Annotated in this window: 23 protein-coding genes, 1 tRNA gene and 1 pseudogene; 16 read left to right on the top strand and 9 right to left on the bottom strand. The window is 34.2% G+C overall.

What is annotated here, in order from left to right:
* Position 1: 1 nt before the first annotated feature.
* The gene (locus P8K68_RS10695) at positions 2-844 is read left to right on the top strand and encodes an alpha/beta fold hydrolase (RefSeq protein WP_300250650.1); all 843 of its coding nucleotides are present in this window, start codon (positions 2-4) and stop codon (positions 842-844) included.
* Between the two features lie 24 nt (positions 845-868).
* Positions 869-2,536 (top strand): glycerol-3-phosphate dehydrogenase/oxidase, encoded by a 1,668-nt coding sequence (locus P8K68_RS10690; protein ID WP_366143746.1) that lies wholly within the window; start codon positions 869-871, stop codon positions 2,534-2,536.
* Positions 2,537-2,568: 32 nt separating this feature from the next.
* Here the strand turns inward: P8K68_RS10690 and P8K68_RS10685 are convergent.
* Together P8K68_RS10685 and P8K68_RS10680 are read right to left on the bottom strand one after the other, a co-directional pair.
* Positions 2,569-2,642: transfer RNA gene (locus P8K68_RS10685), tRNA-Ala, on the bottom strand.
* Between the two features lie 5 nt (positions 2,643-2,647).
* On the bottom strand, positions 2,648-3,442 hold the full coding sequence (locus tag P8K68_RS10680) for a universal stress protein (protein ID WP_300250648.1): 795 nt from the start codon (positions 3,440-3,442) through the stop codon (positions 2,648-2,650).
* Positions 3,443-3,500: 58 nt separating this feature from the next.
* Between P8K68_RS10680 and P8K68_RS10675 the strand changes: the two genes are divergently transcribed.
* The 5 genes from P8K68_RS10675 (at position 3,501) to P8K68_RS10655 (ending at position 7,323) form a co-directional block, all read left to right on the top strand.
* Positions 3,501-4,001, top strand: a complete 501-nt coding sequence (locus P8K68_RS10675) for a GNAT family N-acetyltransferase (protein ID WP_300250646.1) — start codon at positions 3,501-3,503, stop codon at positions 3,999-4,001.
* On the top strand, positions 3,998-5,332 hold the full coding sequence (locus P8K68_RS10670) for an MATE family efflux transporter (protein WP_300250644.1): 1,335 nt from the start codon (positions 3,998-4,000) through the stop codon (positions 5,330-5,332). The genes P8K68_RS10675 and P8K68_RS10670 overlap by 4 nt, the downstream gene beginning before the upstream one ends.
* A gap of 29 nt (positions 5,333-5,361) precedes the next feature.
* The gene (locus tag P8K68_RS10665) at positions 5,362-5,532 is read left to right on the top strand and encodes a hypothetical protein (RefSeq protein ID WP_300250642.1); all 171 of its coding nucleotides are present in this window, start codon (positions 5,362-5,364) and stop codon (positions 5,530-5,532) included.
* Between the two features lie 107 nt (positions 5,533-5,639).
* Complete coding sequence (locus P8K68_RS10660) at positions 5,640-6,095, top strand: 6-carboxytetrahydropterin synthase (RefSeq protein WP_300250639.1); 456 nt, start codon at positions 5,640-5,642, stop codon at positions 6,093-6,095.
* Positions 6,096-6,570: 475 nt separating this feature from the next.
* Positions 6,571-7,323, top strand: coding sequence for a UDP-2,3-diacylglucosamine diphosphatase (locus P8K68_RS10655; RefSeq protein WP_300250636.1), 753 nt, complete (start codon positions 6,571-6,573; stop codon positions 7,321-7,323).
* Between the two features lie 175 nt (positions 7,324-7,498).
* Here P8K68_RS10655 and P8K68_RS10650 read toward each other — a convergent pair whose 3' ends face one another.
* Genes P8K68_RS10650 through P8K68_RS10640 form a run of 3 tightly spaced genes read right to left on the bottom strand, consistent with a single transcriptional unit; the run spans position 7,499 to position 10,958 of the window.
* Entirely contained in the window at positions 7,499-8,767 is a 1,269-nt protein-coding gene (locus P8K68_RS10650; RefSeq protein WP_300250634.1) for an MFS transporter, read from the bottom strand.
* Between the two features lie 18 nt (positions 8,768-8,785).
* Positions 8,786-10,483 (bottom strand): single-stranded-DNA-specific exonuclease RecJ, encoded by a 1,698-nt coding sequence (recJ, locus tag P8K68_RS10645; RefSeq protein WP_300250632.1) that lies wholly within the window; start codon positions 10,481-10,483, stop codon positions 8,786-8,788.
* Positions 10,484-10,535: 52 nt separating this feature from the next.
* Entirely contained in the window at positions 10,536-10,958 is a 423-nt protein-coding gene (locus P8K68_RS10640; protein WP_300250630.1) for an OsmC family protein, read from the bottom strand.
* Positions 10,959-11,016: 58 nt separating this feature from the next.
* On the opposite strand from P8K68_RS10640, the gene P8K68_RS10635 reads away from it, so the two are divergent.
* The 4 genes from P8K68_RS10635 to P8K68_RS10620 all read left to right on the top strand — a co-directional run bounded on the left by P8K68_RS10635 (position 11,017) and on the right by P8K68_RS10620 (position 13,619).
* Positions 11,017-11,607, top strand: a complete 591-nt coding sequence (locus P8K68_RS10635) for a carboxymuconolactone decarboxylase family protein (protein ID WP_300250627.1) — start codon at positions 11,017-11,019, stop codon at positions 11,605-11,607.
* Positions 11,608-11,675: 68 nt separating this feature from the next.
* Complete coding sequence (locus P8K68_RS10630) at positions 11,676-11,855, top strand: hypothetical protein (protein ID WP_300250624.1); 180 nt, start codon at positions 11,676-11,678, stop codon at positions 11,853-11,855.
* Entirely contained in the window at positions 11,839-12,786 is a 948-nt protein-coding gene (locus P8K68_RS10625; RefSeq protein WP_300250621.1) for an oxidoreductase family protein, read from the top strand. Before P8K68_RS10630 ends, P8K68_RS10625 begins: the two co-directional genes overlap by 17 nt.
* Positions 12,787-12,788: 2 nt before the next feature.
* Positions 12,789-13,619 carry an inositol monophosphatase family protein gene (locus P8K68_RS10620; RefSeq protein WP_300250618.1) on the top strand — a complete coding sequence of 277 codons (831 nt, stop codon included), beginning with the start codon at positions 12,789-12,791 and terminating at the stop codon, positions 13,617-13,619.
* A gap of 88 nt (positions 13,620-13,707) precedes the next feature.
* Here the strand turns inward: P8K68_RS10620 and P8K68_RS10615 are convergent, their stop codons facing one another.
* The 4 genes from P8K68_RS10615 to P8K68_RS10600 form a co-directional block, all read right to left on the bottom strand.
* Entirely contained in the window at positions 13,708-14,277 is a 570-nt protein-coding gene (locus P8K68_RS10615) for a uracil-DNA glycosylase family protein (protein ID WP_300250615.1), read from the bottom strand.
* A gap of 75 nt (positions 14,278-14,352) precedes the next feature.
* Positions 14,353-14,697 carry a HopJ type III effector protein gene (locus P8K68_RS10610; protein ID WP_300250612.1) on the bottom strand — a complete coding sequence of 115 codons (345 nt, stop codon included), beginning with the start codon at positions 14,695-14,697 and terminating at the stop codon, positions 14,353-14,355.
* A 94-nt stretch (positions 14,698-14,791) separates the two neighbouring features.
* Entirely contained in the window at positions 14,792-15,466 is a 675-nt protein-coding gene (gene rsmI, locus P8K68_RS10605; protein ID WP_300250609.1) for a 16S rRNA (cytidine(1402)-2'-O)-methyltransferase, read from the bottom strand.
* A 155-nt stretch (positions 15,467-15,621) separates the two neighbouring features.
* Positions 15,622-16,365: a hypothetical protein gene (locus tag P8K68_RS10600; RefSeq protein WP_300250606.1), complete on the bottom strand. Its 744-nt coding sequence runs from the start codon at positions 16,363-16,365 to the stop codon at positions 15,622-15,624.
* Positions 16,366-16,472: 107 nt separating this feature from the next.
* On the opposite strand from P8K68_RS10600, the gene P8K68_RS10595 reads away from it, so the two are divergent.
* The 5 genes and pseudogenes from P8K68_RS10595 to P8K68_RS10575 form a co-directional block, all read left to right on the top strand.
* Positions 16,473-17,120 carry a thymidine kinase gene (locus P8K68_RS10595; RefSeq protein WP_300250604.1) on the top strand — a complete coding sequence of 216 codons (648 nt, stop codon included), beginning with the start codon at positions 16,473-16,475 and terminating at the stop codon, positions 17,118-17,120.
* Positions 17,113-18,219, top strand: coding sequence for an alanine racemase (alr, locus tag P8K68_RS10590; protein ID WP_300250602.1), 1,107 nt, complete (start codon positions 17,113-17,115; stop codon positions 18,217-18,219). Before P8K68_RS10595 ends, alr begins: the two co-directional genes overlap by 8 nt.
* A gap of 79 nt (positions 18,220-18,298) precedes the next feature.
* Positions 18,299-18,709 carry a large conductance mechanosensitive channel protein MscL gene (gene mscL, locus P8K68_RS10585; RefSeq protein WP_300250599.1) on the top strand — a complete coding sequence of 137 codons (411 nt, stop codon included), beginning with the start codon at positions 18,299-18,301 and terminating at the stop codon, positions 18,707-18,709.
* A 135-nt stretch (positions 18,710-18,844) separates the two neighbouring features.
* The gene (locus tag P8K68_RS10580; protein WP_300250597.1) at positions 18,845-19,834 is read left to right on the top strand and encodes an aspartate-semialdehyde dehydrogenase; all 990 of its coding nucleotides are present in this window, start codon (positions 18,845-18,847) and stop codon (positions 19,832-19,834) included.
* Between the two features lie 92 nt (positions 19,835-19,926).
* A pseudogene (locus P8K68_RS10575) lies at positions 19,927-21,791 on the top strand (prolyl oligopeptidase family serine peptidase); the annotation flags it as partial.
* Positions 21,792-21,927: the final 136 nt, after the last annotated feature.

The following is a 21,927-nucleotide window of genomic DNA, read 5'->3' as shown; positions in this document are numbered from 1 at the left end:
TATGACGAATTCTAAAAATATAATCCTTCTTGGTAAACACCAAAAACCTATCCTTACTGATGTTTTTTATCAAGACAACAAAACCGCTAAACCCATTGTAATATTTTGTCATGGTTACAAAGGTTTTAAAGATTGGGGCGCTTGGAATCTCATGGCTAAAGCTTTTGCTGAAGCGGGTTTCTTCTTTATAAAATTTAATTTTTCATATAACGGAGGTACTCTAGAACAGCCTATAGACTTTCCAGATTTAGAAGCTTTTGGAAATAATAATTACACGAAAGAATTAGATGATTTAGAAACCGTAATAGATTGGATATGTTCGAACTCTACATTTAAAAACGATATTGATTTAAATAATATTAACTTGATTGGCCATAGTAGAGCGGGCGGTATTGTTACTATAAAAGCGGAAGAAGACCATCGTGTTAAAAAGGTAATAAGTCTTGCTGGTGTATGCGATTTTGCAAAAAGAACCTCAACAAAAGGCGATTTAAAACAATGGAAAAAAGAGGGTGTTAAATATGTTTTAAACGGGCGTACAAAACAACAAATGCCACATTATTACCAGTTCTATGAAGATTTTATTGCAAACGAAGACAGACTTACTATAAAACGAGCAGTTTCAAATTTAAAAATACCTTATTTGATTATACATGGAAATAAAGACACTAGTGTTTTTATTGAAGAAGCTGAAAAACTTCATGAATGGAATTCTAAAAGTAAACTTGAAATTATAAAAAATGCTAACCACGTTTTTGGGGCTTCACACCCATGGGGAAAAGAATATTTATCACAACATCTAAATGAGACTGTAGATAAAAGTATTATATTTCTAAATAGTTAAAATTTATTTTTATAAGAGTTAAGCGTGATACATTTTTCAGTCTTTAATAGAGCTTCCCAAATCAAAAAGTTACAAACTACAAAATTTGACTTGGCCATTATTGGTGGTGGTGTAACAGGTGCAGGGATAGCTCTAGATGCTGCATCTCGAGGTTTAAACGCTTGCCTTATAGAAAAGCATGATTTTGCCTCTGGCACCAGCAATAAATCAACCAAACTTATACACGGAGGGTTACGCTACTTAAAACAATTTGAAATTGGTTTAGTTAGAGAATCCGGAACAGAACGCGCTATTGTACACAAATTAGCACCGCATCTCGTGGTGCCAGAAAAAATGCTTTTACCTTTAATTGAAGGTGGTACTTACGGAAAAATAATGACCTCAATAGGCTTAAAAGTATATGACTTTTTAGCCGATGTAAATGGTGATGATAAACGACTTATGCTCAATAGAGAGGAGACACTAAATAAAGAACCCTTATTAAACAATAATGAGGTTTTAGGTGGTGGACTCTATGCAGAATACAGAACTGACGATGCGCGTTTAACTATTGAAATATTAAAAAAAGCGGCTACTTTTGGGGCAACAATTATAAATTATTGTGAAATGGAATCCTTCAATTATACTATCGATTCCAAAATTAAAAGTATAAATTGTATTGATAACACTACTGGAAACACCTTCCAAATTAAAGCCAGAAATTATGTTTCGGCAACTGGTCCTTGGGTAGATAAATTACGAGCTAAAGACCACTCCATAAGCGATAAATATTTACACCTAACCAAAGGCGTACATATTGTGTTTCCGCATGAAAAATTGCCTGTAAAACAACCCATTTATTTTGATGTCCCCGATGGAAGAATGATTTTTGCAATTCCGAGAGGGCGTATTACATATGTTGGTACCACAGACACTAATTATTCTGGAAATTTAGATCGTGTCGTGGTTACTAAAGATGATGCTACCTATCTTTTAAATGCAATAAATAACACGTTCCCAAGTATTAATCTCCTTATAGATGACATTGAATCTAACTGGGCAGGCTTAAGACCCCTTATTCACGAAGAAAATAAAGCGCCTTCAGAATTATCCAGAAAAGATGAGTTATTTATTTCTGATAGCGGATTAATTTCTATCGCAGGCGGAAAACTCACAGGTTACAGAAAAATGGCACATCGAGCTATTGATGCCGTTTTAAAAACAATGAAGTCTAAACACAAAAAAGACCTAAATAAATCTAAAACCGACAAAACCCCTCTAGTTTATCCATCCTTTGAAAACTATTCTAGTGTAAATATTTATCAAAAGGAACTGGAGTTAAAACTTTCAGATATAGGCATATCAGATTCTTTTCATGCTTGGTATTTATGTTCTACTTTTGGTAAACAATCAGATATAATCATCCAAAAATCAAAAGAATTTGAAAACAAAAATGCTTTAGAACGCCTAATTAGAGCCGAACTTTGGTACTGTATCCATTATGAAATAGCAAATAGTTTAGCCGATTTCTTTGTACGTCGTACAGGTAGACTCTATTTTAACATTCCAAGCGTAAGACAGTATATGAAAATCATTTCAGATGATTTCGTAAATTATTTCAATTGGGATACAAAACGTATGGCTTCTGAAAAAGAAAACATGGAACTACTATTACAGGATGCCACAACGTATTATAACGAAGACTTTAAATAAAAAAAGCAACGTTTAAAAACGCTGCTTTTTCGTGGAGAAGATCGGATTCGAACCGACGACCTCTTGACTGCCAGTCAAGCGCTCTAGCCAACTGAGCTACATCCCCTTTTATTATTTTAAACCACTTAAAACTAAAACAGGAATATGACTATGAAAATCCTTTTTTAGAATCGTATTATTTTCCCATTTTTTAGCAAAAAAACCGCGTTTACGTCTTACCACACAAAGCATATCTGGTTTATGAGATTCAAAATGTAATAACACCCCTTGAAACGTAGTTGCATTTTCTGTTTTTGTAACCTTACTTACCACAGTCTTTAATTCTTTGTTAACATCAAAGTCCCCTTTATTATGGTATGTTGTTTTTACTAATAATAAGTTTACTGTGGCTTTAAATTTATCTTTTACCTCTTTAAGAGGTTTTAAAGACCCCTTCTTCTTTATTATTGCCGATTTAATAGCCATTAAAATATTAGATGGTGGTGTAAACTTATAACCCTCTGGTACAATAAGTGCAGGAACATTCATTTGCTTAATAATCTTACCAGAAGTTTTTCCTAAATATACTCCATCTTTAATAGAATTTGTTCTAGGCTCAACTAAAACCAAATCTACATCAGCAGCTTTACAGGCTAAATCCAAAGTATCAATTAACTTACCTTTTAAGGTTTTTACAATAACCTCAACACCTTTAGTATCAATTTTCGAAACCAAATCTACCAAAAAAGCTTTACTTTCTCTTTCAATAATTTGATCTACTTTAATCATAGTACCAGCTTTAGTGTAAACATTGTACACTTGCACAACAAAAAGCTTTGCCCCAAATGCTTCGGCGAAATCTACAGCATACTGTAAATGGCTTATTGCATTTTTTGACGATCCAACTGGAACTAAAATATTCTTCATGCTTGTAAGTTTTAAAACTAAATTTACAATAAATTTGAAGCAAAAGTAAAACATTTAAATGATTCGAAAAGGAACATGCGATGATATCGACAAAATTTTAAAAATTACAAAAGCTTGTGCAGCTCATATGATTGCAAAAAACATTTTTCAATGGAATGCCTTTTACCCTAATAAAACAGCTTTTGAAAATGATATTAATCGAGGAGAATGGTACATTTTAGAAACTAATAGCAGCATTATTGGGTGTATTACAATGTCGACTTTAATGGATAAAGAATATACTCCAATATCCTGGTTAACACCTAATAAAAACAACATATACGTGCATAGGTTAGCCATTCATCCAGTGCATCAAGGACAAGGATTTGCTCAAAAATTAATGGGTTTTGCAGAACACTATTCTAAAAAACACAATTACAAATCCATTCGGTTAGATACATTTTCAAAAAACATTAGAAATCAAAAATTTTACGAACTTAGAGGGTACCAAAAACTTGGAGATATATTTTTTCCTAAACAAAGTGAATATCCTTTTCATTGTTATGAACTCGTCTTGTGAATATAAATATCAGCTTAAAACATATAAACAAACTCGCTATTCCAGCATTAATTTCTGGAGTATCGGAGCCTATTTTGTCATTAACTGATGCGGCTATAGTTGGAAACATTCAATATAATGCTACAGAGTCTTTAGCTGCTGTTGGGATTGTAACCACTTTTATGTCTATGCTTATTTGGGTGTTAGGGCAAACCAGAAGTGCTATTTCATCTATTGTATCTCAATACGTTGGTGCAAATAAATTACATCGTATAAAAAACCTGCCGGCGCAAGCTATTTTTATAATAACCTCACTAAGTATTCTTATAATATTTGGCACATACCCTTTTGCAAAACAAATTTTTAAACTGTATAATGCTTCTGATTTAATTTTAGATTACTCTGTTATCTATTATAAAATTCGCGTTTTAGGGTTTCCATTTACCTTATTTACTATTGCTGTTTTTGGAGCATTTCGAGGTTTACAAAACACCTATTACCCTATGATAATTGCTATTATAGGAGCAACATCAAATATCCTATTAGATATTATTCTAGTTTACGGAATAGATGGTTTAATAGCGCCTATGAATATTGAAGGAGCAGCTTACGCCAGTGTTATTGCACAAATACTAATGGCATTATTCTCAGCTTATTTCCTTTTAAAAAAAACAAGTATCCCATTAAAACCAAGTTTTCCTTTCAATCCAGAAATCAAGCGATTTGTTTTAATGATTCTTAATCTATTTATAAGAACCATAGCCTTAAATGTTACGCTGTATTACGCTAGTGCCTTTGCAACAAGTTACGGCCCCGAGTATATTGCAGCCTATACTATAGCTATAAACCTCTGGTTTCTTGGAGCCTTTATTGTTGATGGTTATGCCAGCGCAGGAAACATTTTATCTGGTAAGTTATTTGGAGCAAAAGCCTTTTCAACACTCATTAAACTAAGCAACAAACTAATAAAATATGGTGTTGTAATCGGTATTATTCTGGGTGTATTAGGCGCTATATTCTACCACCCAATCGGGCTGATTTTCACTAAAGAACCTGAAGTTCTAGAAGCCTTTTACAATGTGTTCTGGATTGTTTTAGTCATGCAACCACTCTGTACCTTAGCCTTTATTTTCGATGGTATTTTTAAAGGTCTTGGTAAAATGAAATATCTCAGAAACGTCCTTTTATTCTCGACCTTCCTCGTTTTCATTCCCATACTCTTTTGGTTAGATAGTTTAGATTATAAACTCCATGCCATATTTATCGCCATAACATTCTGGATAATTGCACGAGGCATACCACTTATTATAAAATTCAGGCAACTATTTTTGCCACTAGCACAAAAAACTTAACTTTGGCGCATAATGCACATTAAAAAATTATGAATCTGTTAATTACTTTGTTTCAACAAGTAGATATAGAAGAGAAAATCCAAAACGCACCCGATAAAGGTTACGAAATTGGTGTTTTTATTGGCTCCATGCTACCCTTTGTTTTCCTTGTTGCGCTAGCTTATTTAATGTACAGATATAGTAAAAAAAGAAACCAATAAACAAACACTATGGACATCATGTCATTCCTTAGCGGAAACGGATTATTTTTAATCCTCGGTTTAGTTTTAATCATCATATACTTTGTAAATAAAAGAAAAAGAAGATAATGGGAAACAATATTCGCATCACCAAACAATTCTCTTTTGAAACCGGACATGCCCTTTACGGCTACGACGGAAAATGTAAAAACGTCCACGGGCACAGTTACAAACTCTCCGTTACTGTTATCGGCAAACCCATTTCAGACAATACAAACGTTAAGTTTGGAATGGTTATAGACTTTGGCGATCTCAAAAAAATTGTGAAAGAAGAAATTGTAGACGTCTTCGATCACGCCACCGTTTTCAATAAAAACACACCCCACGTCGAGTTAGCAAAAGAATTGCAAGATCGCGGGCATAACGTTTTACTAGTAGATTATCAACCCACTAGCGAAATGATGGTTATAGACTTCTCAAAAAAAATATGTCGCCGTTTACCAAAGCATATAAAGTTACACTCCTTAAAACTTCAAGAAACCGATACCTCATTTGCAGAGTGGTTCGAAAATGATAATAATTAGGGCGTTACCACAAGGGTCGGGCTTTACGTTACAAGTCCTCGCTCCGTACCTCCGCTGTGGGCTTTCCACTGCAATCCCTAACGCAAAAACCCACCCCTAACCCCTCCAAGGAGGGGAACTCACTCTTACTTTAAGAGTTTAGAAAGTTGAAATTAATTTGAAAAGAAGAAGATATTTATAGAAAGTCAAAACCCATATCAAATCAGAGCATTGAGCACCAAGACGCAGAATAGATTAAGAAAAATTCCGAGAACAGAAGAACAAAGTTCAAAGTGGAATTGTCAGATCAATTTTAAGCTTTTCAAACTTAAAAATTCCTCCGCTTGTTCGTAATTTTTTGGTTTTAGTATTTATCTTTAAATGTCTAGTAGACATTTAAAGATAAATAGTGCATCAAAGCAAAATGAACAAAGAAATAAATAAAAAACTAAAACCATGAGATTCTTGCATTCGCAGGAATTAGTATATTTACTTCATGAATATTCCAAAAGGAAAAAAAATATATTTCGCCTCAGATAATCACTTAGGCGCACCAACAAAAGAAGCCTCTTTTCCTCGCGAAAAGAAATTTGTAGCATGGTTAGATGAAGTAAAACAAGATGCCGCAGCTATTTTCCTTTTAGGTGATTTATTCGATTTTTGGTTTGAATACAAAACTGTAGTCCCAAGAGGTTTTACCAGAACACTTGGTAAACTCGCCGAAATATCAGATTCAGGCATTCCCATTCATTACTTCGTAGGTAATCACGACCTTTGGATGAATGGCTATTTTGAAGAAGAACTCAACATTCCCGTATACCATAAACCAAAAGAATTCACATTTAACAATAAAACCTTTTTCATAGGCCATGGCGATGGTTTAGGGCCCGGAGATAAAGGCTATAAACGCTTAAAAAAAGTATTTACAAATCCGTTTTTTAAATGGGTTTTTCAATGGGGACATCCAGATATCGGGATGAAAATTGCCCAATACTTTTCAGTAAAAAATAAATTAATTTCTGGTGATGACGACGCCACATTCCTTGGAGAAGACAACGAATGGCTTGTGCAATATTGTAAACGAAAACTAGAAGATAAACACCGCGATTTTTTTGTGTTTGGTCACAGGCACTTACCACTTGATATAGACCTCAACGAAAACTCAAAATACATCAACCTTGGGGATTGGATTCAATATTATACCTATGGGGTTTTTGATGGAGAAACTTTGGAGTTGAAAGACTATTAAACCCACAAAAAGACATTAGCAAGTACGCCCGCGATAAGGATTGAAGCATTTGTTGAAGCTCCTCGCAGAGAGCGACTGCTGAAATATTTATATTCATGAGTTCAATAATTTAAAATAGAAATCAACGAATAAAGCCTGACCCGATTTTTTATCGGGGATCGCCCAAAAGAATACACTAATCTTCACCCTCATGAGCTTCCATATCTGCTCTTAAATCCAAATCTCTAAGCACAGGGTTTTTAATACCAATAGCAAAAACAGTAATTAAAGTCATGGTGCCTCCAAAAACTACTGCTGCCACAGGACCCATGATTTTAGCGGCTAAACCACTTTCAAAAGCACCTAATTCATTAGACGATCCCACAAACATAGAGTTAACAGACGATACACGACCACGCATATCATCAGGGGTTTTTAATTGTAATATAGTTTGACGAATAATCATCGAAATGCCATCAGCCGCACCACTAATAAACAACATTAAAACACTCACCCAAAATATGGAAGACAGTCCAAAACCAATAATACTTACGCCAAAAATGAATATGGAAATAAGTAGTTTTTTACCCGTATTTCTGCTTATTGGAATATATGTTGTGGCAAACATGGTTACAATACTTCCCATGGATATGGATGCATTTAAAATACCGAAACCCTCACTTCCTACCTTTAAAACATCTTGTGCAAAAACGGAAAGAATAGCCACAGTCCCCCCAAATAAAACCGCTATCATATCTAAAGTTAAAGCCCCTAAAATAGCTTTGTTTTGAAACACAAAACGCACACCACCTTTTAAACTCTCTTTTATAGGCTCACCTACTTTTTTGTTTAAAATAGGTTTCTTTTTTATTAGAAAAACTAAAGCGAATGCAATTATAACTAAAACAAAAACCACGCATAACGTATAATCAACACCTATCCAACTAATAAAAAACCCACCAAATAAAGCACCTAAAACAGCAGCTGTTTTCCAAGTACTTGTGCTCCACGTAGCAGCATTTGGGTATATTTTCTTGGGTACTATTAACGCCACTAATGAAAAAATGATGGGTCCAAAAAAGGAACGTAAAAATCCACCAAAAAAAACAAGGGCATAAATAGAATATAAAACAGACTGTGTTGACCAACTCGCAACCACATCATCAGTGGTTAATAAAAATAGCCCTAAACTTATTAGCGAAAATGCAGCAATACAAATGGCTAGCAGGTTTCGTTTTTCTCTTTGGTCTACAATATGACCTGCAAAAAGCGCCATGGTAAAGGCTGGAATAATTTCCATAAGACCTATAATCCCTAAAGAAAGCGGATCTTTTGTAATACTATACACTTGCCATTCAATAACAATAAATTGCATAGACCACCCAAAAACTAAAAACAACCGTAATAATAAAAAAATATTGAATTCTTTAATTCGTAAGGCTGCGTAAGGGTCCGTTTTTGCCATGATTTACAGTCAATTCTACTACTGTTTTTTTAAATCTCTCAATTTTAATTGTAAACTCACATGACCTCGCCATTCATTTTCGTCGATAGAATAGACCGCTCTAAATGGTTTCCCTTCAGAAATCATTTCGAACTTATCGCCCATACTAAAACCAATGCCAACCATTCTACTAGAAGATTCCGGTTGTGTAGCAGTTAATCGTAAATGCGTTTTATCGCCCCCTACACATTTTCCGTAGCCCGTATCTATTAAATTTTCAGTCAGAAAAACGGGAGTCATATTACTTGGTCCGTAAGGTGCAAACTGTTTTAAAATCCTATAGAACTTAGGTGTAATATCGTTTAAATCTATTTTAGCATCAATCTTTATTTCTGGCGTCAATAGATTTCTATCTATAGTTTTAGAAACTTCATCTTCAAAAGCTTGTTTAAAGGCTTCATAATTTTCTTCCTCTAAAGTTAAACCCGCAGCATACTTATGTCCGCCAAATTGCTCGATAAGTTCTTTACAATTTTCCAAAGCATTATAAATATCAAAATCTCTAACCGAACGTGCCGAAGCCGCTAATTTATTTCCACTTTTTGTAAAAACTAAAGTAGGTCTGTAATACGTTTCAGTTAATCTAGAAGCCACAATACCAATAACGCCTTTATGCCAATCTTTATGGTAAACAACAGTAGTAAGGCGGTTCTGTTCTTTTTGTTCTTCAATTTGCTTAAGCGCTTCTTGAGTAATTTGTTTATCTGTTTCACGACGGTCTAAATTATAATCATTAATTTCTGAAGCATATTTTTTAGCCATATCTGGCTCTTCCTCAGTTAATAACGTTACCGCATAATTACCGTGTTTCATTCGGCCTGCAGCATTTATTCTTGGCGCTACAATAAAAACGACATCAGTAATGGTTAATTCGGTTTTTTCTACCTGATCTAAAATAGCTTTTATTCCCGACCTTGGGTTGGTATTTATTACCTTTAGTCCAAAATGAGCAAGTACTCTATTTTCTCCATCTATAGGGACAATATCAGCTCCAATAGCCGTAGCTACTAAGTCTAAATATTCGGTTAAATCTTTAGCCGTTTTTCCATCTTTTAAAGCTAAAGCTTGGACCAATTTAAAACCAACACCACAACCGCAAAGTTCTTTAAAAGGATACTCGCAATCTTCTTGTTTTGGGTCTAAAACAGCTGCTGCATCTGGAATTTCATCCCCAGGTCTATGGTGGTCGCAAATAATAAAATCGATCCCTAATGTTTTTGCGTGAGCAACCTTTTCAACAGATTTTATACCACAGTCTAAGGCTATAATTAGTGAAAACTCATGCTCTAAAGCAAAGTTTATGCCTTTATAGGAAATGCCATAACCCTCATCATATCTATTTGGAATATACGTATAAACAAGATTATATTTTGTTTTTAAATACGAAGACATTAATGCTACAGATGTGGTGCCATCCACATCATAATCTCCATAAACCAAAATATTTTCTTTGTTTGCAATGGCTTTTTCAATACGTGCTACAGCCTTATCCATATCTTTCATGAGGTACGGATCATGTAAATCTTTTAAACTTGGTCTGAAAAAATTTTTAGCATCAGCATAGGATTCAATACCTCTTTGCACTAACAAAGTCGCTATTGTAGAGCCTACTTGAAGTGCTTTTTGCAAAGTTTCAACTTTTGCGGTTTCAGGTTTAGGTTTTAAAGTCCAACGCATTGAAAGAGGTCTGAGAGTTTTTAATAAAAGTTCAACGAATTTTATTGTCCTTTTATTTTTTATGAAAATGAGTTTCTATTTTTAATTCTGAAAATTGACGGAACATTTCCATAACACCACAATATTTTTCAATAGACAAATCAACAGCTCTTTGAAGTTTTTTTTCATTTAAATGATTCCCATAAAAATGAAAATGCATCGCTACTTTATCATAATACTTTGGGTGTTCATCCGTTAAATTTGCTTCCGTTTCAATTTCAAAGGCATCTACATTTAACTTCATTTTTCTTATTAATGCTGCTACGTCTAAACCAGAGCATCCCGCTAAACCAGAAAGCATTAAAGCTTTGGGGCGATAGCCTTCACCTTTACCTCCACTTTCTTCTCCTGCATCTATAAATAAGTTATGCCCAGACGGGTTTGTACTTTCAAACCTCATATTGCCTAACCATTTAGTGGTAACTTGAACTGCCATTTTCTTTATTATTTTTTGTTAACTTGTAAGTGTCAAAAATACTACAAAAATTAAAACTATGCCTTTAGTAACACCATTATCTGCCAATCATGATTTAGAAACCAAAGACCTTGCCGAGTTTTTTAATGAAACCTTAGGGTTTTGCCCAAATTCGGTTTTAACCATGCAACGTCGCCCAGCCATTAGCAAAGCGTTTATTAATTTGAATAAAGCTGTTATGGCTAATGAAGGCAAAGTAACCTCAGCTTTAAAACGCATGATTGCATGGGTGTCTAGTAATTCTACAGGTTGTAGATATTGTCAGGCACATGCTATTCGCGCTGCGGAACGTTATGGCGCGGAACAAGAACAACTTGATAATATTTGGGAATATAGAACACATCCTGCTTTTAGTGAAGCGGAACGTGTAGCACTTGATTTTTCACTACAAGCAAGTCAAGTGCCAAACGGCGTTGATGAAGCCATTAAAAAACGTTTATACGAACATTGGGACGAAGGTGAAATTGTTGAAATGCTTGGGGTGATTTCTCTATTTGGATACTTGAATAGATGGAATGATAGCATGGGAACATCTATTGAAGATGGCGCTGTTGAAAGTGGGAACCATTATTTAGGAAAACATGGTTGGGAGAAGGGGAAGCATATTTAGATTGTTGGACTTTTAGTAAACTTCGCTTTTAGATAAATTAAAACTCCATAAGCTAAAAACAAACGTCATTGCAAGGAACGAAGGAATCTCGTGAATTAATCATGAAAAAAATTATATCCTCGGTTACTAATCGTATTGAAGAAAATCAATTTCTATCTGATGAATCTGATAGTAACAAAACAGGATTTATTAAAGCTCCAAAAAATTACAATTTCCTACCTTTGACTCCCTATGAACGATTATTTTAAATCTGTTATTCTACAGAAAACTGGCGCATCATCTTTATTTGAAAAAGAAATCATTCAAGAATTATGGAGTGGTTATGGTAAAATTATACGTATTGCATTAGAAAACGCTGCTTTAGAAAGCGTTGTTGTTAAACATGTGCAATTACCTAGGCGCCATAATCACCCTAGAGGATGGCATACTGATATTGGCCATCAAAGAAAACTAAAATCTTATGAAGTAGAAACTTCCTGGTATAACACCTATAGTAAAGATAGTATGGCCCGTTTACCAAAGTGTTTTACTATTGAAACGAACCTTGATGAAACACTTATAGTCCTTGAAGATTTGGATGAAGCAGGTTTTTCTTTACGAAAACAAGAGGTAAACTGGAAAGATATAGAAACCTGTTTAGAATGGTTGGCACAATTTCATGCGAGTTATTTAGGAAAAGTTCCTAACGGACTTTGGGACGTAGGCACCTATTGGTATTTAGAAACCAGACCTCAAGAACTAGAAGTTTTACAAGATAAAGCCTTGAAAAACGGGGCTACAGCCATTAACAAAAAACTAAATAGCTGTAACTATAAAACATTTGTTCATGGAGATGCTAAATTAGCAAATTTTTGTTTTTCGAAAAACGGACAAGTTGCAGGCGTAGATTTTCAATATGTTGGCGGTGGCTGTGGTATGAAAGATATTGCCTATTTTATTGGAAGTTGCCTGAATGAGAACGACTGCGAACGTTTAGAATCAAAACTATTAGACACTTATTTTACTTATTTGCATAAAGCTCTTGGTAAAAAAAATGAAGCACTTGAAAAAGAATGGCGCCCTTTATATCGTGTAGCTTGGGCAGATTTTCATCGGTTTTTAAAAGGTTGGAGTCCTGGTCACTGGAAAATTAATAGTTATAGTGAACGTATAACTGCTGAAGTCATCAAAAATCTATAGTAATGGATTTACAACATTTAACGAATATAGCCATTGAAGCAGCACTTTCTGCTGGAACAATCATTCAGAAGTACATGAATGACACCATTATTGTAGAGCATAAAGAAGCAGGATCTAACTATGGATCTCAAGTAGTAACAAAAGTAGATCGTGAATGTGAAGGTGTTATTTTATCGCATTTAATGCCAACTTGTAAAGCGTTTGATATTGGGATACTATCTGAAGAAACGGTAGATAATGGAAGTAGATTTGAAAAAGATGCCTTTTGGTGTGTAGATCCTATGGATGGAACGCTAGCTTTTATTAATAAACATCCTGGGTTTTCTGTTGCTATTGCTTTAATTGCAAAAGATGGAACACCTGTAATTGGCGTTGTATTTGATCCGAGTACTAACTCATTATATCACGCTATAAAAGGAAACGGCGCTTATAAAAATAAAACCCCTTGGAACATTAAAAACACCAATACCTATTTAACTTACCTAACCGATAAAAAATTAAGCGATACGCCTAAGTCTAGCGAGATACAAAGTATACTTAAAAAGTATAAAGCTGATTTAGGATTAAAAGCAATTAAAGAAATTTCAGGATCAGGCGCCGTACTAAATGCTATTTTAGTTTTAGAAAACGGACCCGCATGCTTTTTTAAACTCCCCAAAAAAGAAGCTGGAGGTGGAAGTATTTGGGACTTTGCTGCTACAGCTTGTATTTACCAAGAACTCGGTTTACCTGCAACAAACTTTAAAGGTGAAGCATTAGATTTAAATAAAAAGAATGGTACTTTTATGAATCATCAAGGCGTTTATTATTCCTCTTTCAAAAAGCTCAATTGACTATTGACATTCAGCAACACCAAATATAATTTACCTTTAATCCTAATCTGATCTATCGCTTTAGTTTATTGAAAAGAAATAATGAGAGTTACATCATTTCTTTGATTCTATCCTTCAGCACTGGAAGCACTTCAACTTCAAACCAAGAATTCTTAGTCAACCAAAACCGATTTCTAGGTGATGGATGTGGTAACGGTAAATATTTAGGCAAATACTCTTGAAAATTACCCACCGTTTCAGTTAATGTTCTCTTAGCTGCTTTTCCCAAATAATACTTTTGGGCATACATCCCAATTAAAATAACAAGCTCCACATTTTTAAGTTCATCAAATAATGGTTTATGCCATTGTGGTGCACATTCTGCTCGTGGTGGTAAGTCGCCAGTTTTTCCTTTTCCTGGATAGCAAAAGCCCATAGGGATTATGGCAAATTTAGTTTTATCATAAAAGTCTTCATTTGAAACGCCTAACCACTTTCGTAATTGACTGCCACTGGCATCATCCCAAGGAATGCCCGAAGCATGTACTTTTGTCCCCGGTGCTTGACCAATAATAACTATTTTAGAATTTGGATGTGCAGAAACCACGGGTCGTGGACCCAAAGGCAAATGTTTTTCGCAAATGGTGCATTGTTTTATATCACTTAAAAGGTTTTTCATGGTATTTTTATGAGATTCTAAAAAAACCCTTCGACTGCGCTCATGGAGACATCTTTAGAAAGACAAACATAAATTTTATTTTTCCTTTAACGGATTTCCTTCAAAATTTAACCCTTCAAAACCCGTATTCATGAAGTTTCTAATGTTTTGATGTCCTGTGCCATTTGGGTCTTTTAATACCTCATCAAAATAAAACTGACCAAAACAGGCTAAAGTTTCTTCTTTAGAAAATTCTTGAATTTTAGCAAAGGCAAACAACTTGCAAGATCCTGAGTTTTGACCTTCTGCATTTTCTAAAGTTCCATTTTTAAATGCTCCTGGTGTAAAATTGTAAGTTTCGTCTATAACAGCCATAGTTTCAGAAAATTCTATGGCTTTTGGCGTTTCGTTTAGTTTATCAATAAATACTTTTAATTTCATCTCTACTTTAATTTTTAATTACTTTTACAATCTAAAAAAAACACCTATTATAGCTGCTTTAGTTATCTTCAAGGGGACAATCAAACCAATATTACTATTTGCTTTTCCCTCCAACCACAACAACAATCTCTCCTTTTGGTGGCTTATTGGTATAATATTCTAAAACTTCTTTGGCTGTTCCGCGAATGGTTTCTTCAAATAATTTAGTGAGTTCTCTGGACACAGATACTTGCCTGTCTTCTCCAAAATACTCAGAAAATTGCCCTAGGGTTTTTATTAGTTTATGCGGGCTTTCGTAAAAAATCATGGTTCTGGTTTCTTCTGCAAGCAATAATAATCGGGTTTGGCGTCCTTTTTTTACGGGCAAGAACCCTTCAAACACAAACTTATCGTTTGGCAATCCTGAATTAACTAATGCGGGTACAAAAGCTGTGGCACCAGGTAAACAATCGACTTCTATATTATTTTCAATACAAGCACGCGATAATAAAAATCCAGGATCTGATATGGCAGGTGTTCCTGCATCGCTTATTAGCGCTACCGATGTTCCACTTTTTAATTTTTGAATGATGTTTTCAACCGTTTTATGCTCGTTGTGCATGTGATGCGATTGCATGTGTGTTGAAATCTCATAATATTTTAGGAGTTTTCCTGAAGTTCTGGTGTCTTCTGCTAAAATTAAATCGACGTCTTTTAGAACATCTATAGCTCTGAATGTTATATCTTTTAAATTTCCAATTGGTGTTGGAACGATGTAAAGTTTACTCATTTGTGTTAGTAATTACTCATGGATTTTTAAATCAAATTTTTGAAATCGTGAATACTTCGTATTTGCAGTGGTTAGCTTTTGGCGAGGCGAGCATTGAGTCAAAACTATAATCGAAAAGCAGGACCACTTATTTTCTGAGCGGTAACACCCAAATTTCAATTAAATTTTGTTTCTATAATTTGCATAAAGCGTTCTTCAAACTCGTCTTTACCTTCCCAATTATTATAGTCTGGTTTTACCATATCTTCAATAAAATTTTTAGCATTGTTATAAGATGCAAAGGTGTTTAATTGCGATAATACACGACTATAATCCTCGCTTTTACCATCAAATAAATGCTTTATAAAGGCAATTTTATCATTGAGTCCGATATTGAATCCGCCAACTTTAAGTTGATCATTTAAAGATTTTTTGCCATTTGAAACGCCTTTTTGAGATTTAGAAACAGGCTCAAAAATGGGCATATCTTCAAAGCCCGCAGTAATATCTTCTAAATTATGTTTCTTAATAGGGTCTTTAGGTATCGCTTCTTCAAAAACGGTTTCAATATCATCTGCTTCTTCTGGCATAAAGGCTACCATATCTTTAATCTTATTCATTACGGGCTCTATAATATCATCATCTTCAACTTCATCAAGATTAATATATATTTTGTCTTCAACCTCAATATTATCGCTTACTTTATTATTAAAAGCACTATCTAACATATCAAAAAATGAAGAATCGTTACCAATTGTAGGAAGATCGCCTTCAAAGTTTTCATGTGCAAATTTTAATACAGATAACTTTTCGTAAAGGGCAGCAACTTCGGTATGCATTTTAATAACATCTTCCTTCCCCTTTAATTTAAGAATTCTGTGGGCTATACTAATGAGTTCAGACTCTATCTTCTTCTTCATTGTTTATAAATTTTAAATTATTGCAGTTTAGGCTTTTGATTTTTAATAAATTTACGCCACCTTTATACAAACAAATAATAACTTTCTTTTAGTGTTAAAATTACGAAATGTTTCTTGAAAATACAGTAAATCATAAAGAACAATTTGGATGGATTGAAGTTATCTGCGGCTCCATGTTTTCTGGAAAAACAGAAGAACTCATCCGTAGGCTTAAGCGTGCGCAATTTGCTAGACAAAAAGTTGAGATTTTTAAACCTGCCATTGATGTGCGTTATGATGAGGATATGGTAGTATCTCACGATGAAAACCAGATTCGCTCTACACCTGTTCCTGCCGCTGCTAACATTCCTATTTTAGCAGACGGATGTGATGTGGTTGGTATTGATGAGGCTCAGTTTTTTGATGATGAAATTGTACGGGTTTGTAACGATTTAGCAAATAAAGGTGTTCGGGTTATTGTGGCTGGCTTAGATATGGATTTTAAAGGCAACCCCTTTGGGCCTATGCCTAACTTGATGGCAACCGCAGAATATGTAACTAAAGTGCATGCTGTTTGTACAAGAACAGGTAACCTAGCTCAATATAGCTACAGAAAAAACAATAACGACAATATTGTTTTGCTTGGAGAAGTTAATGAATATGAACCCTTAAGTAGAGCGGCATATTACAAAGCCATGCTTCGAGATAAGGTGCGACACATGAAAGTTAACGAAGCAGAAGAAGTGAAGACTAAACCCAAAGACTCCAATGCCTAAAGCACAAGAAACAGTGCTTGAAATTGATTTAAAAGCACTGAAACATAATTTTGACTATCTTAAATCCAAGCTACAACCCCAAACTAAGTTTTTAGCCGTAGTAAAGGCTTTTGCCTATGGCAGTGATGCTAACGAAATTGCTAAATATCTACAAGATTTAAATGTTGATTATTTTGCGGTGGCATACATTAATGAAGGTATTGCCTTGCGAGACGCTGGTATTACTCGCCCTATTTTAGTACTACACCCACAGCCTATAAATTTTAAAGCACTTATTGCACATTGTTTAGAGCCTAGTATTTACAATACTAAAATTTTAAATGCGTTTATTGCTATCGCTTCCGCGGAAAATCAAACTGACTATCCCATTCATATTAAATTCAATACAGGCTTGAACCGATTAGGGTTTTCAAAAAATGAAGTCGATTCTATTATCTCTAAATTGAAAGCAAGTAAAACTGTAAAAGTAAAATCCGTTTTTTCGCATTTAGCAGCAAGTGAAGATTTAGATGAAAAAGCATTTACTTTAAACCAGATTGAAACGTTTAAAACTATTGCTGAAAATTTCACAAAACAAATGGGTTTCAAACCGATGCTTCATATGTGTAACACCTCTGGGGTTTTAAATTATCCTGAAGCGCATTTTGATATGGTTCGATGCGGTATTGGTTTATACGGTTTTGGTAATTCTGAAAAAGAAAACCAATATTTAACACCTATTGCAACATTAAAAACAGTTATTTCTCAAATTCATAATGTTCAAAAAGGAGCATCTGTTGGCTACAATCGCGCCTTTAAAAGTGAAACGCTATTAAAAACAGCTACGCTACCTATTGGTCATGCTGATGGTATTGGAAGGCAATACGGTAATAGCAAAGGTTTTGTTAGCATAAATGGACAAAAAGCACCAATTATTGGCAATGTTTGCATGGATATGATTATGGTAAATGTTACAAACATTGATTGTAATGAAGGCGACGAAGTGATTGTTTTTGGAAAAAACCATACAGCCAATACTTTTTCTGCTACTGCGAATACAATATCTTACGAAATTATAACCGCTATTTCACAAAGAGTTAAAAGACTGATTTTAAATTAATCAAATAACTTTTTTTATAGACTTGTGACTATTTTGTGTAAATTGTGTCTTATTTAATACTAACTAAAAATTTATAAAAATGTTAAAAGAATTTAAGGATTTTATTATGACGGGCAATGTCATTGACTTTGCCGTTGCTGTAATTATGGCAGGAGCTCTAGGAGCTGTTATTAAAGGATTTGTAGATAATATAGCTATGCCTTTTGTGGGTTATTTTACAGGAGGAGTAAGTTTTGAAGATCTGCATGTAGCCCTAGACGGAATGGAGTACACTACACTGGCAGCCGCTAAAGAAGCAGGTGGAGCAGTTATTGCATATGGACTCTGGATTAACACTATTATTAATTTATTAATTGTTGGTTTGGTTATGTTTTTGTTAGTAAAAGCCTACAACAAAACTAAAAAACCTGTTGAAGAAGCTCCAGCAGCACCAGCGGGACCTTCTCAAGAAGATTTACTAGCTGAAATTAGAGATTTACTTAAAAAATAACAACTTGTTAATTAAATAACAAACTGTTATTTGTTGTTAAAAAGCCCTTTTTTTCTATAAATGAGGGCTTTTTTTCGTTTTAAAATTGAAATTAATACTTAGTTTTGCTCACGCAATTTATTAAAATACTTAAAAATGAAAGTAGCCGTAGTTGGTGCCACAGGAATGGTTGGCGAGGTCATGTTAAAAGTTCTAGCAGAACGTAATTTTCCTGTAACAGAGTTAATTCCTGTTGCTTCGGAGCGTTCCGTTGGAAAAATATTAACCTACAAAGGGAATGAATATAAAGTAGTTGGTTTAGAAACAGCTGTTTCAATGCAACCAGATATCGCACTATTTTCTGCAGGTGGAGATACCTCTTTAAAATGGGCACCAAAATTTGCTGCAGCTGGTACAACTGTAGTTGATAATTCTTCTGCTTGGAGAATGGATCCTTCCAAAAAATTAGTCGTCCCAGAAATTAACGCTAGTGAACTCACTAAAGACGATAAAATTATAGCTAATCCTAATTGTTCAACGATTCAATTAGTTATGGCTTTAAATCCGCTTCATAAAAAATATAAAATGAAACGTGTTGTGGTTTCAACTTACCAATCGGTTTCTGGAACAGGGGTTAAAGCTGTTAAACAATTAGAAAATGAAATTGCTGGTATTAAAGGCGAAATGGCTTACCCTTATCCTATAGGAAGAAATGCATTACCTCATTGTGATGTTTTTGAAGAAAACGGATATACTAAAGAGGAAATGAAATTAGCCAGAGAACCTCAAAAAATAATGAACGACAAAACATTCTCTATATCAGCAACTGCGGCTAGAATCCCTACTTCTGGAGGACATTCTGAATCTGTGAATGTGGAGTTTGAAAATGACTTTGATTTAGCTGATGTTCGTAAATTATTACATGAAACTCCCGGTGTTGTAGTTCAAGATAATACAGACACAAACACCTATCCAATGCCTATTTTTGCACACGAAAAAGATGATGTTTTTGTAGGTCGTATTCGTCGTGACGAAACACAACCAAATACTTTAAACATGTGGATTGTTGCTGATAATTTACGTAAAGGCGCTGCAACAAATACCATTCAAATTGCTGAATATTTAGTTGAAAATAATTTAGTGTAACTCGTTTACTCTTAAGATTTTGTTATAAAACTCCTGTGTAAAACTATGCAGGAGTTTTTTTTTATTTTTGATTAATTTAATAATTATCAATCATGAAAAAATCACTTTTTATATGTACAACGCTTGTATTTCTAATTAGCTGTAAAGAGAGTTATCAAAAATAAATATCATTTCTGTGAATTATCCTGAAACTAAAACTGTAGACACTATAGATACTTACTTTAACACCGAAGTTAAAGACCCGTATCGTTGGCTAGAAGACGACAGAAGTTCAGATACTGAGGCTTGGGTTAAAGCACAAAACAAAGCTACTTTCGGGTATTTAAATAACGTCTCATATCTTAAAGAACTTAAGGAACGTCTATCGAAATTATGGAATTACGAAAAAGTAGGGGCGCCTTTCAAAGAAGGCGATTACACTTATTTTTATAAAAATGATGGGCTTCAAAATCAGTATGTTATCTATCGTTATAAGACAGGAGAAAGTCCAGATACAGCAACTGTTTTCTTGGATCCGAATACATTTTCTGAAGATGGTACAGTGTCACTTGGAAGCACTAGTTTTACAAAAGACGGCCAAATATTAGCCTACTCTATTTCTGAAGGTGGAAGCGATTGGAGAAAAATTTTGGTCATACGCACTGAAACCAAAGCTATTATTGAAGATACCATTACCGATATGAAATTTGGCGGTATATCTTGGTATAAAAATGAAGGCTTTTATTATTCAAGTTATGACAAGCCTAAAGGGAGTGAATTATCAGCAAAAACAGATCAACATAAGTTGTATTATCACAAATTGGGAACCTCTCAAAAAGAAGATAAATTAATATATGGAGGAACTCCTAATGAAAAACACCGCTATGTATACGGCGATGTCACAGAAGACAATCGATACCTATTAATTAGGCCTAAATTTTCAACTTCAGGAAATAAATTACTGATAAAAGACCTTACAAAACCTAACAGCAAATTAATCACCATTTTAAACCACATTGAAAGTGACACTTATGTCATTGAAAATGAAGACAGCAAATTATATCTAGTAACTAACTTAAATGCGCCAAATAAAAAGATTGTTACCGTTGATGCTTCAAACCCTTCACCAGAACTTTGGGTTGATGTTATTCCAGAAACAGAAAACGTATTAATCCCTTCAAAAGGTGGCGGTTCTTTCTTTACTGAGTATATGGTAGATGCCGTTTCAAAAGTTTTGCAATACGATTATAATGGTAAATTAATAAGAGAAGTAAAATTACCAGGAGTTGGTAGCGCAGGTGGATTTAGTACTAAAAAAGAAGAAACTGAGCTATACTACACATTTTCAAACTATAAAACGCCTGGAAATATTTATAAATACGATATTAAAAATGGTACGTCAGAGTTATACCGAAAACCTGCCATCGATTTTAATCCTGAAGATTATGAAAGTAATCAAGTGTTTTATAATTCAAAAGATGGGACAAAAATCCCTATGATTATTACGCACAAAAAAGGGGTAAAACTTAACGGAAAAAACCCAACAATTCTTTATGCTTACGGCGGGTTCAATGTTAGCTTAACACCAAATTTCAGTATTACAAACGCCATTTGGATGGAGCAAGGCGGTATCCTAGCAGTTCCTAATTTACGTGGTGGTGGCGAGTATGGTAAAAAATGGCATGATGCCGGAACTAAAATGCAAAAGCAAAATGTGTTTGATGATTTTATCGCTGCCGCGGAATACTTAATAGCTCAAAATTATACATCGTCAAACTATTTGGCCATTAGAGGTGGCTCTAACGGCGGATTATTGATTGGTGCAACAATGACCCAACGTCCAGATTTAGCAAAAGTAGCATTGCCTGCTGTTGGTGTTTTAGATATGTTACGTTACCACACGTTTACAGCTGGAGCAGGATGGGCCTATGATTATGGAACTGCGGAAGATAATAAAGACATGTTTAAATATTTAAAAACCTGAGTTCGATTAATATTTAGATAAGTTTTAATAGTAAAAAAGATAGATTTTTAGTAAATTAAAGTACTGAAATTCAATTTATTAATCTAAAAACCTATCTATGTTTTGTTACTCTAAAATTACAGATTTATTT

The sequence above is a fragment of the Algibacter sp. genome, assembly GCF_029245835.1.
In the GTDB taxonomy this organism is placed as follows: domain Bacteria; phylum Bacteroidota; class Bacteroidia; order Flavobacteriales; family Flavobacteriaceae; genus Algibacter_B.
Note: the sequence above shows the minus strand (reverse complement) of the source record. Positions and strands in the feature narration are given on the sequence as shown.

Bases quoted from the DNA above. Each gene is read 5' to 3' on its own strand.
- alr (WP_300250602.1), top strand. From the start codon at position 17,113: ATGCCTAAAGCACAAGAAACAGTGCTTGAAATTGATTTAAAAGCACTG.
- P8K68_RS10615 (WP_300250615.1), bottom strand. From the start codon at position 14,277: ATGAAAAACCTTTTAAGTGATATAAAACAATGCACCATTTGCGAAAAA.
- P8K68_RS10600 (WP_300250606.1), bottom strand. From the start codon at position 16,365: ATGAAGAAGAAGATAGAGTCTGAACTCATTAGTATAGCCCACAGAATT.
- P8K68_RS10675 (WP_300250646.1), top strand. From the start codon at position 3,501: ATGATTCGAAAAGGAACATGCGATGATATCGACAAAATTTTAAAAATT.
- P8K68_RS10595 (WP_300250604.1), top strand. From the start codon at position 16,473: ATGTTTCTTGAAAATACAGTAAATCATAAAGAACAATTTGGATGGATT.
- P8K68_RS10625 (WP_300250621.1), top strand. From the start codon at position 11,839: ATGAACGATTATTTTAAATCTGTTATTCTACAGAAAACTGGCGCATCA.
- P8K68_RS10680 (WP_300250648.1), bottom strand. From the start codon at position 3,442: ATGAAGAATATTTTAGTTCCAGTTGGATCGTCAAAAAATGCAATAAGC.
- P8K68_RS10610 (WP_300250612.1), bottom strand. From the start codon at position 14,697: ATGAAATTAAAAGTATTTATTGATAAACTAAACGAAACGCCAAAAGCC.
- P8K68_RS10665 (WP_300250642.1), top strand. From the start codon at position 5,362: ATGAATCTGTTAATTACTTTGTTTCAACAAGTAGATATAGAAGAGAAA.
- P8K68_RS10635 (WP_300250627.1), top strand. From the start codon at position 11,017: ATGCCTTTAGTAACACCATTATCTGCCAATCATGATTTAGAAACCAAA.
- P8K68_RS10580 (WP_300250597.1), top strand. From the start codon at position 18,845: ATGAAAGTAGCCGTAGTTGGTGCCACAGGAATGGTTGGCGAGGTCATG.
- P8K68_RS10660 (WP_300250639.1), top strand. From the start codon at position 5,640: ATGGGAAACAATATTCGCATCACCAAACAATTCTCTTTTGAAACCGGA.
- rsmI (WP_300250609.1), bottom strand. From the start codon at position 15,466: ATGAGTAAACTTTACATCGTTCCAACACCAATTGGAAATTTAAAAGAT.
- P8K68_RS10695 (WP_300250650.1), top strand. From the start codon at position 2: ATGACGAATTCTAAAAATATAATCCTTCTTGGTAAACACCAAAAACCT.
- P8K68_RS10640 (WP_300250630.1), bottom strand. From the start codon at position 10,958: ATGGCAGTTCAAGTTACCACTAAATGGTTAGGCAATATGAGGTTTGAA.
- recJ (WP_300250632.1), bottom strand. From the start codon at position 10,483: ATGCGTTGGACTTTAAAACCTAAACCTGAAACCGCAAAAGTTGAAACT.
- P8K68_RS10655 (WP_300250636.1), top strand. From the start codon at position 6,571: ATGAATATTCCAAAAGGAAAAAAAATATATTTCGCCTCAGATAATCAC.
- mscL (WP_300250599.1), top strand. From the start codon at position 18,299: ATGTTAAAAGAATTTAAGGATTTTATTATGACGGGCAATGTCATTGAC.
- P8K68_RS10620 (WP_300250618.1), top strand. From the start codon at position 12,789: ATGGATTTACAACATTTAACGAATATAGCCATTGAAGCAGCACTTTCT.
- P8K68_RS10650 (WP_300250634.1), bottom strand. From the start codon at position 8,767: ATGGCAAAAACGGACCCTTACGCAGCCTTACGAATTAAAGAATTCAAT.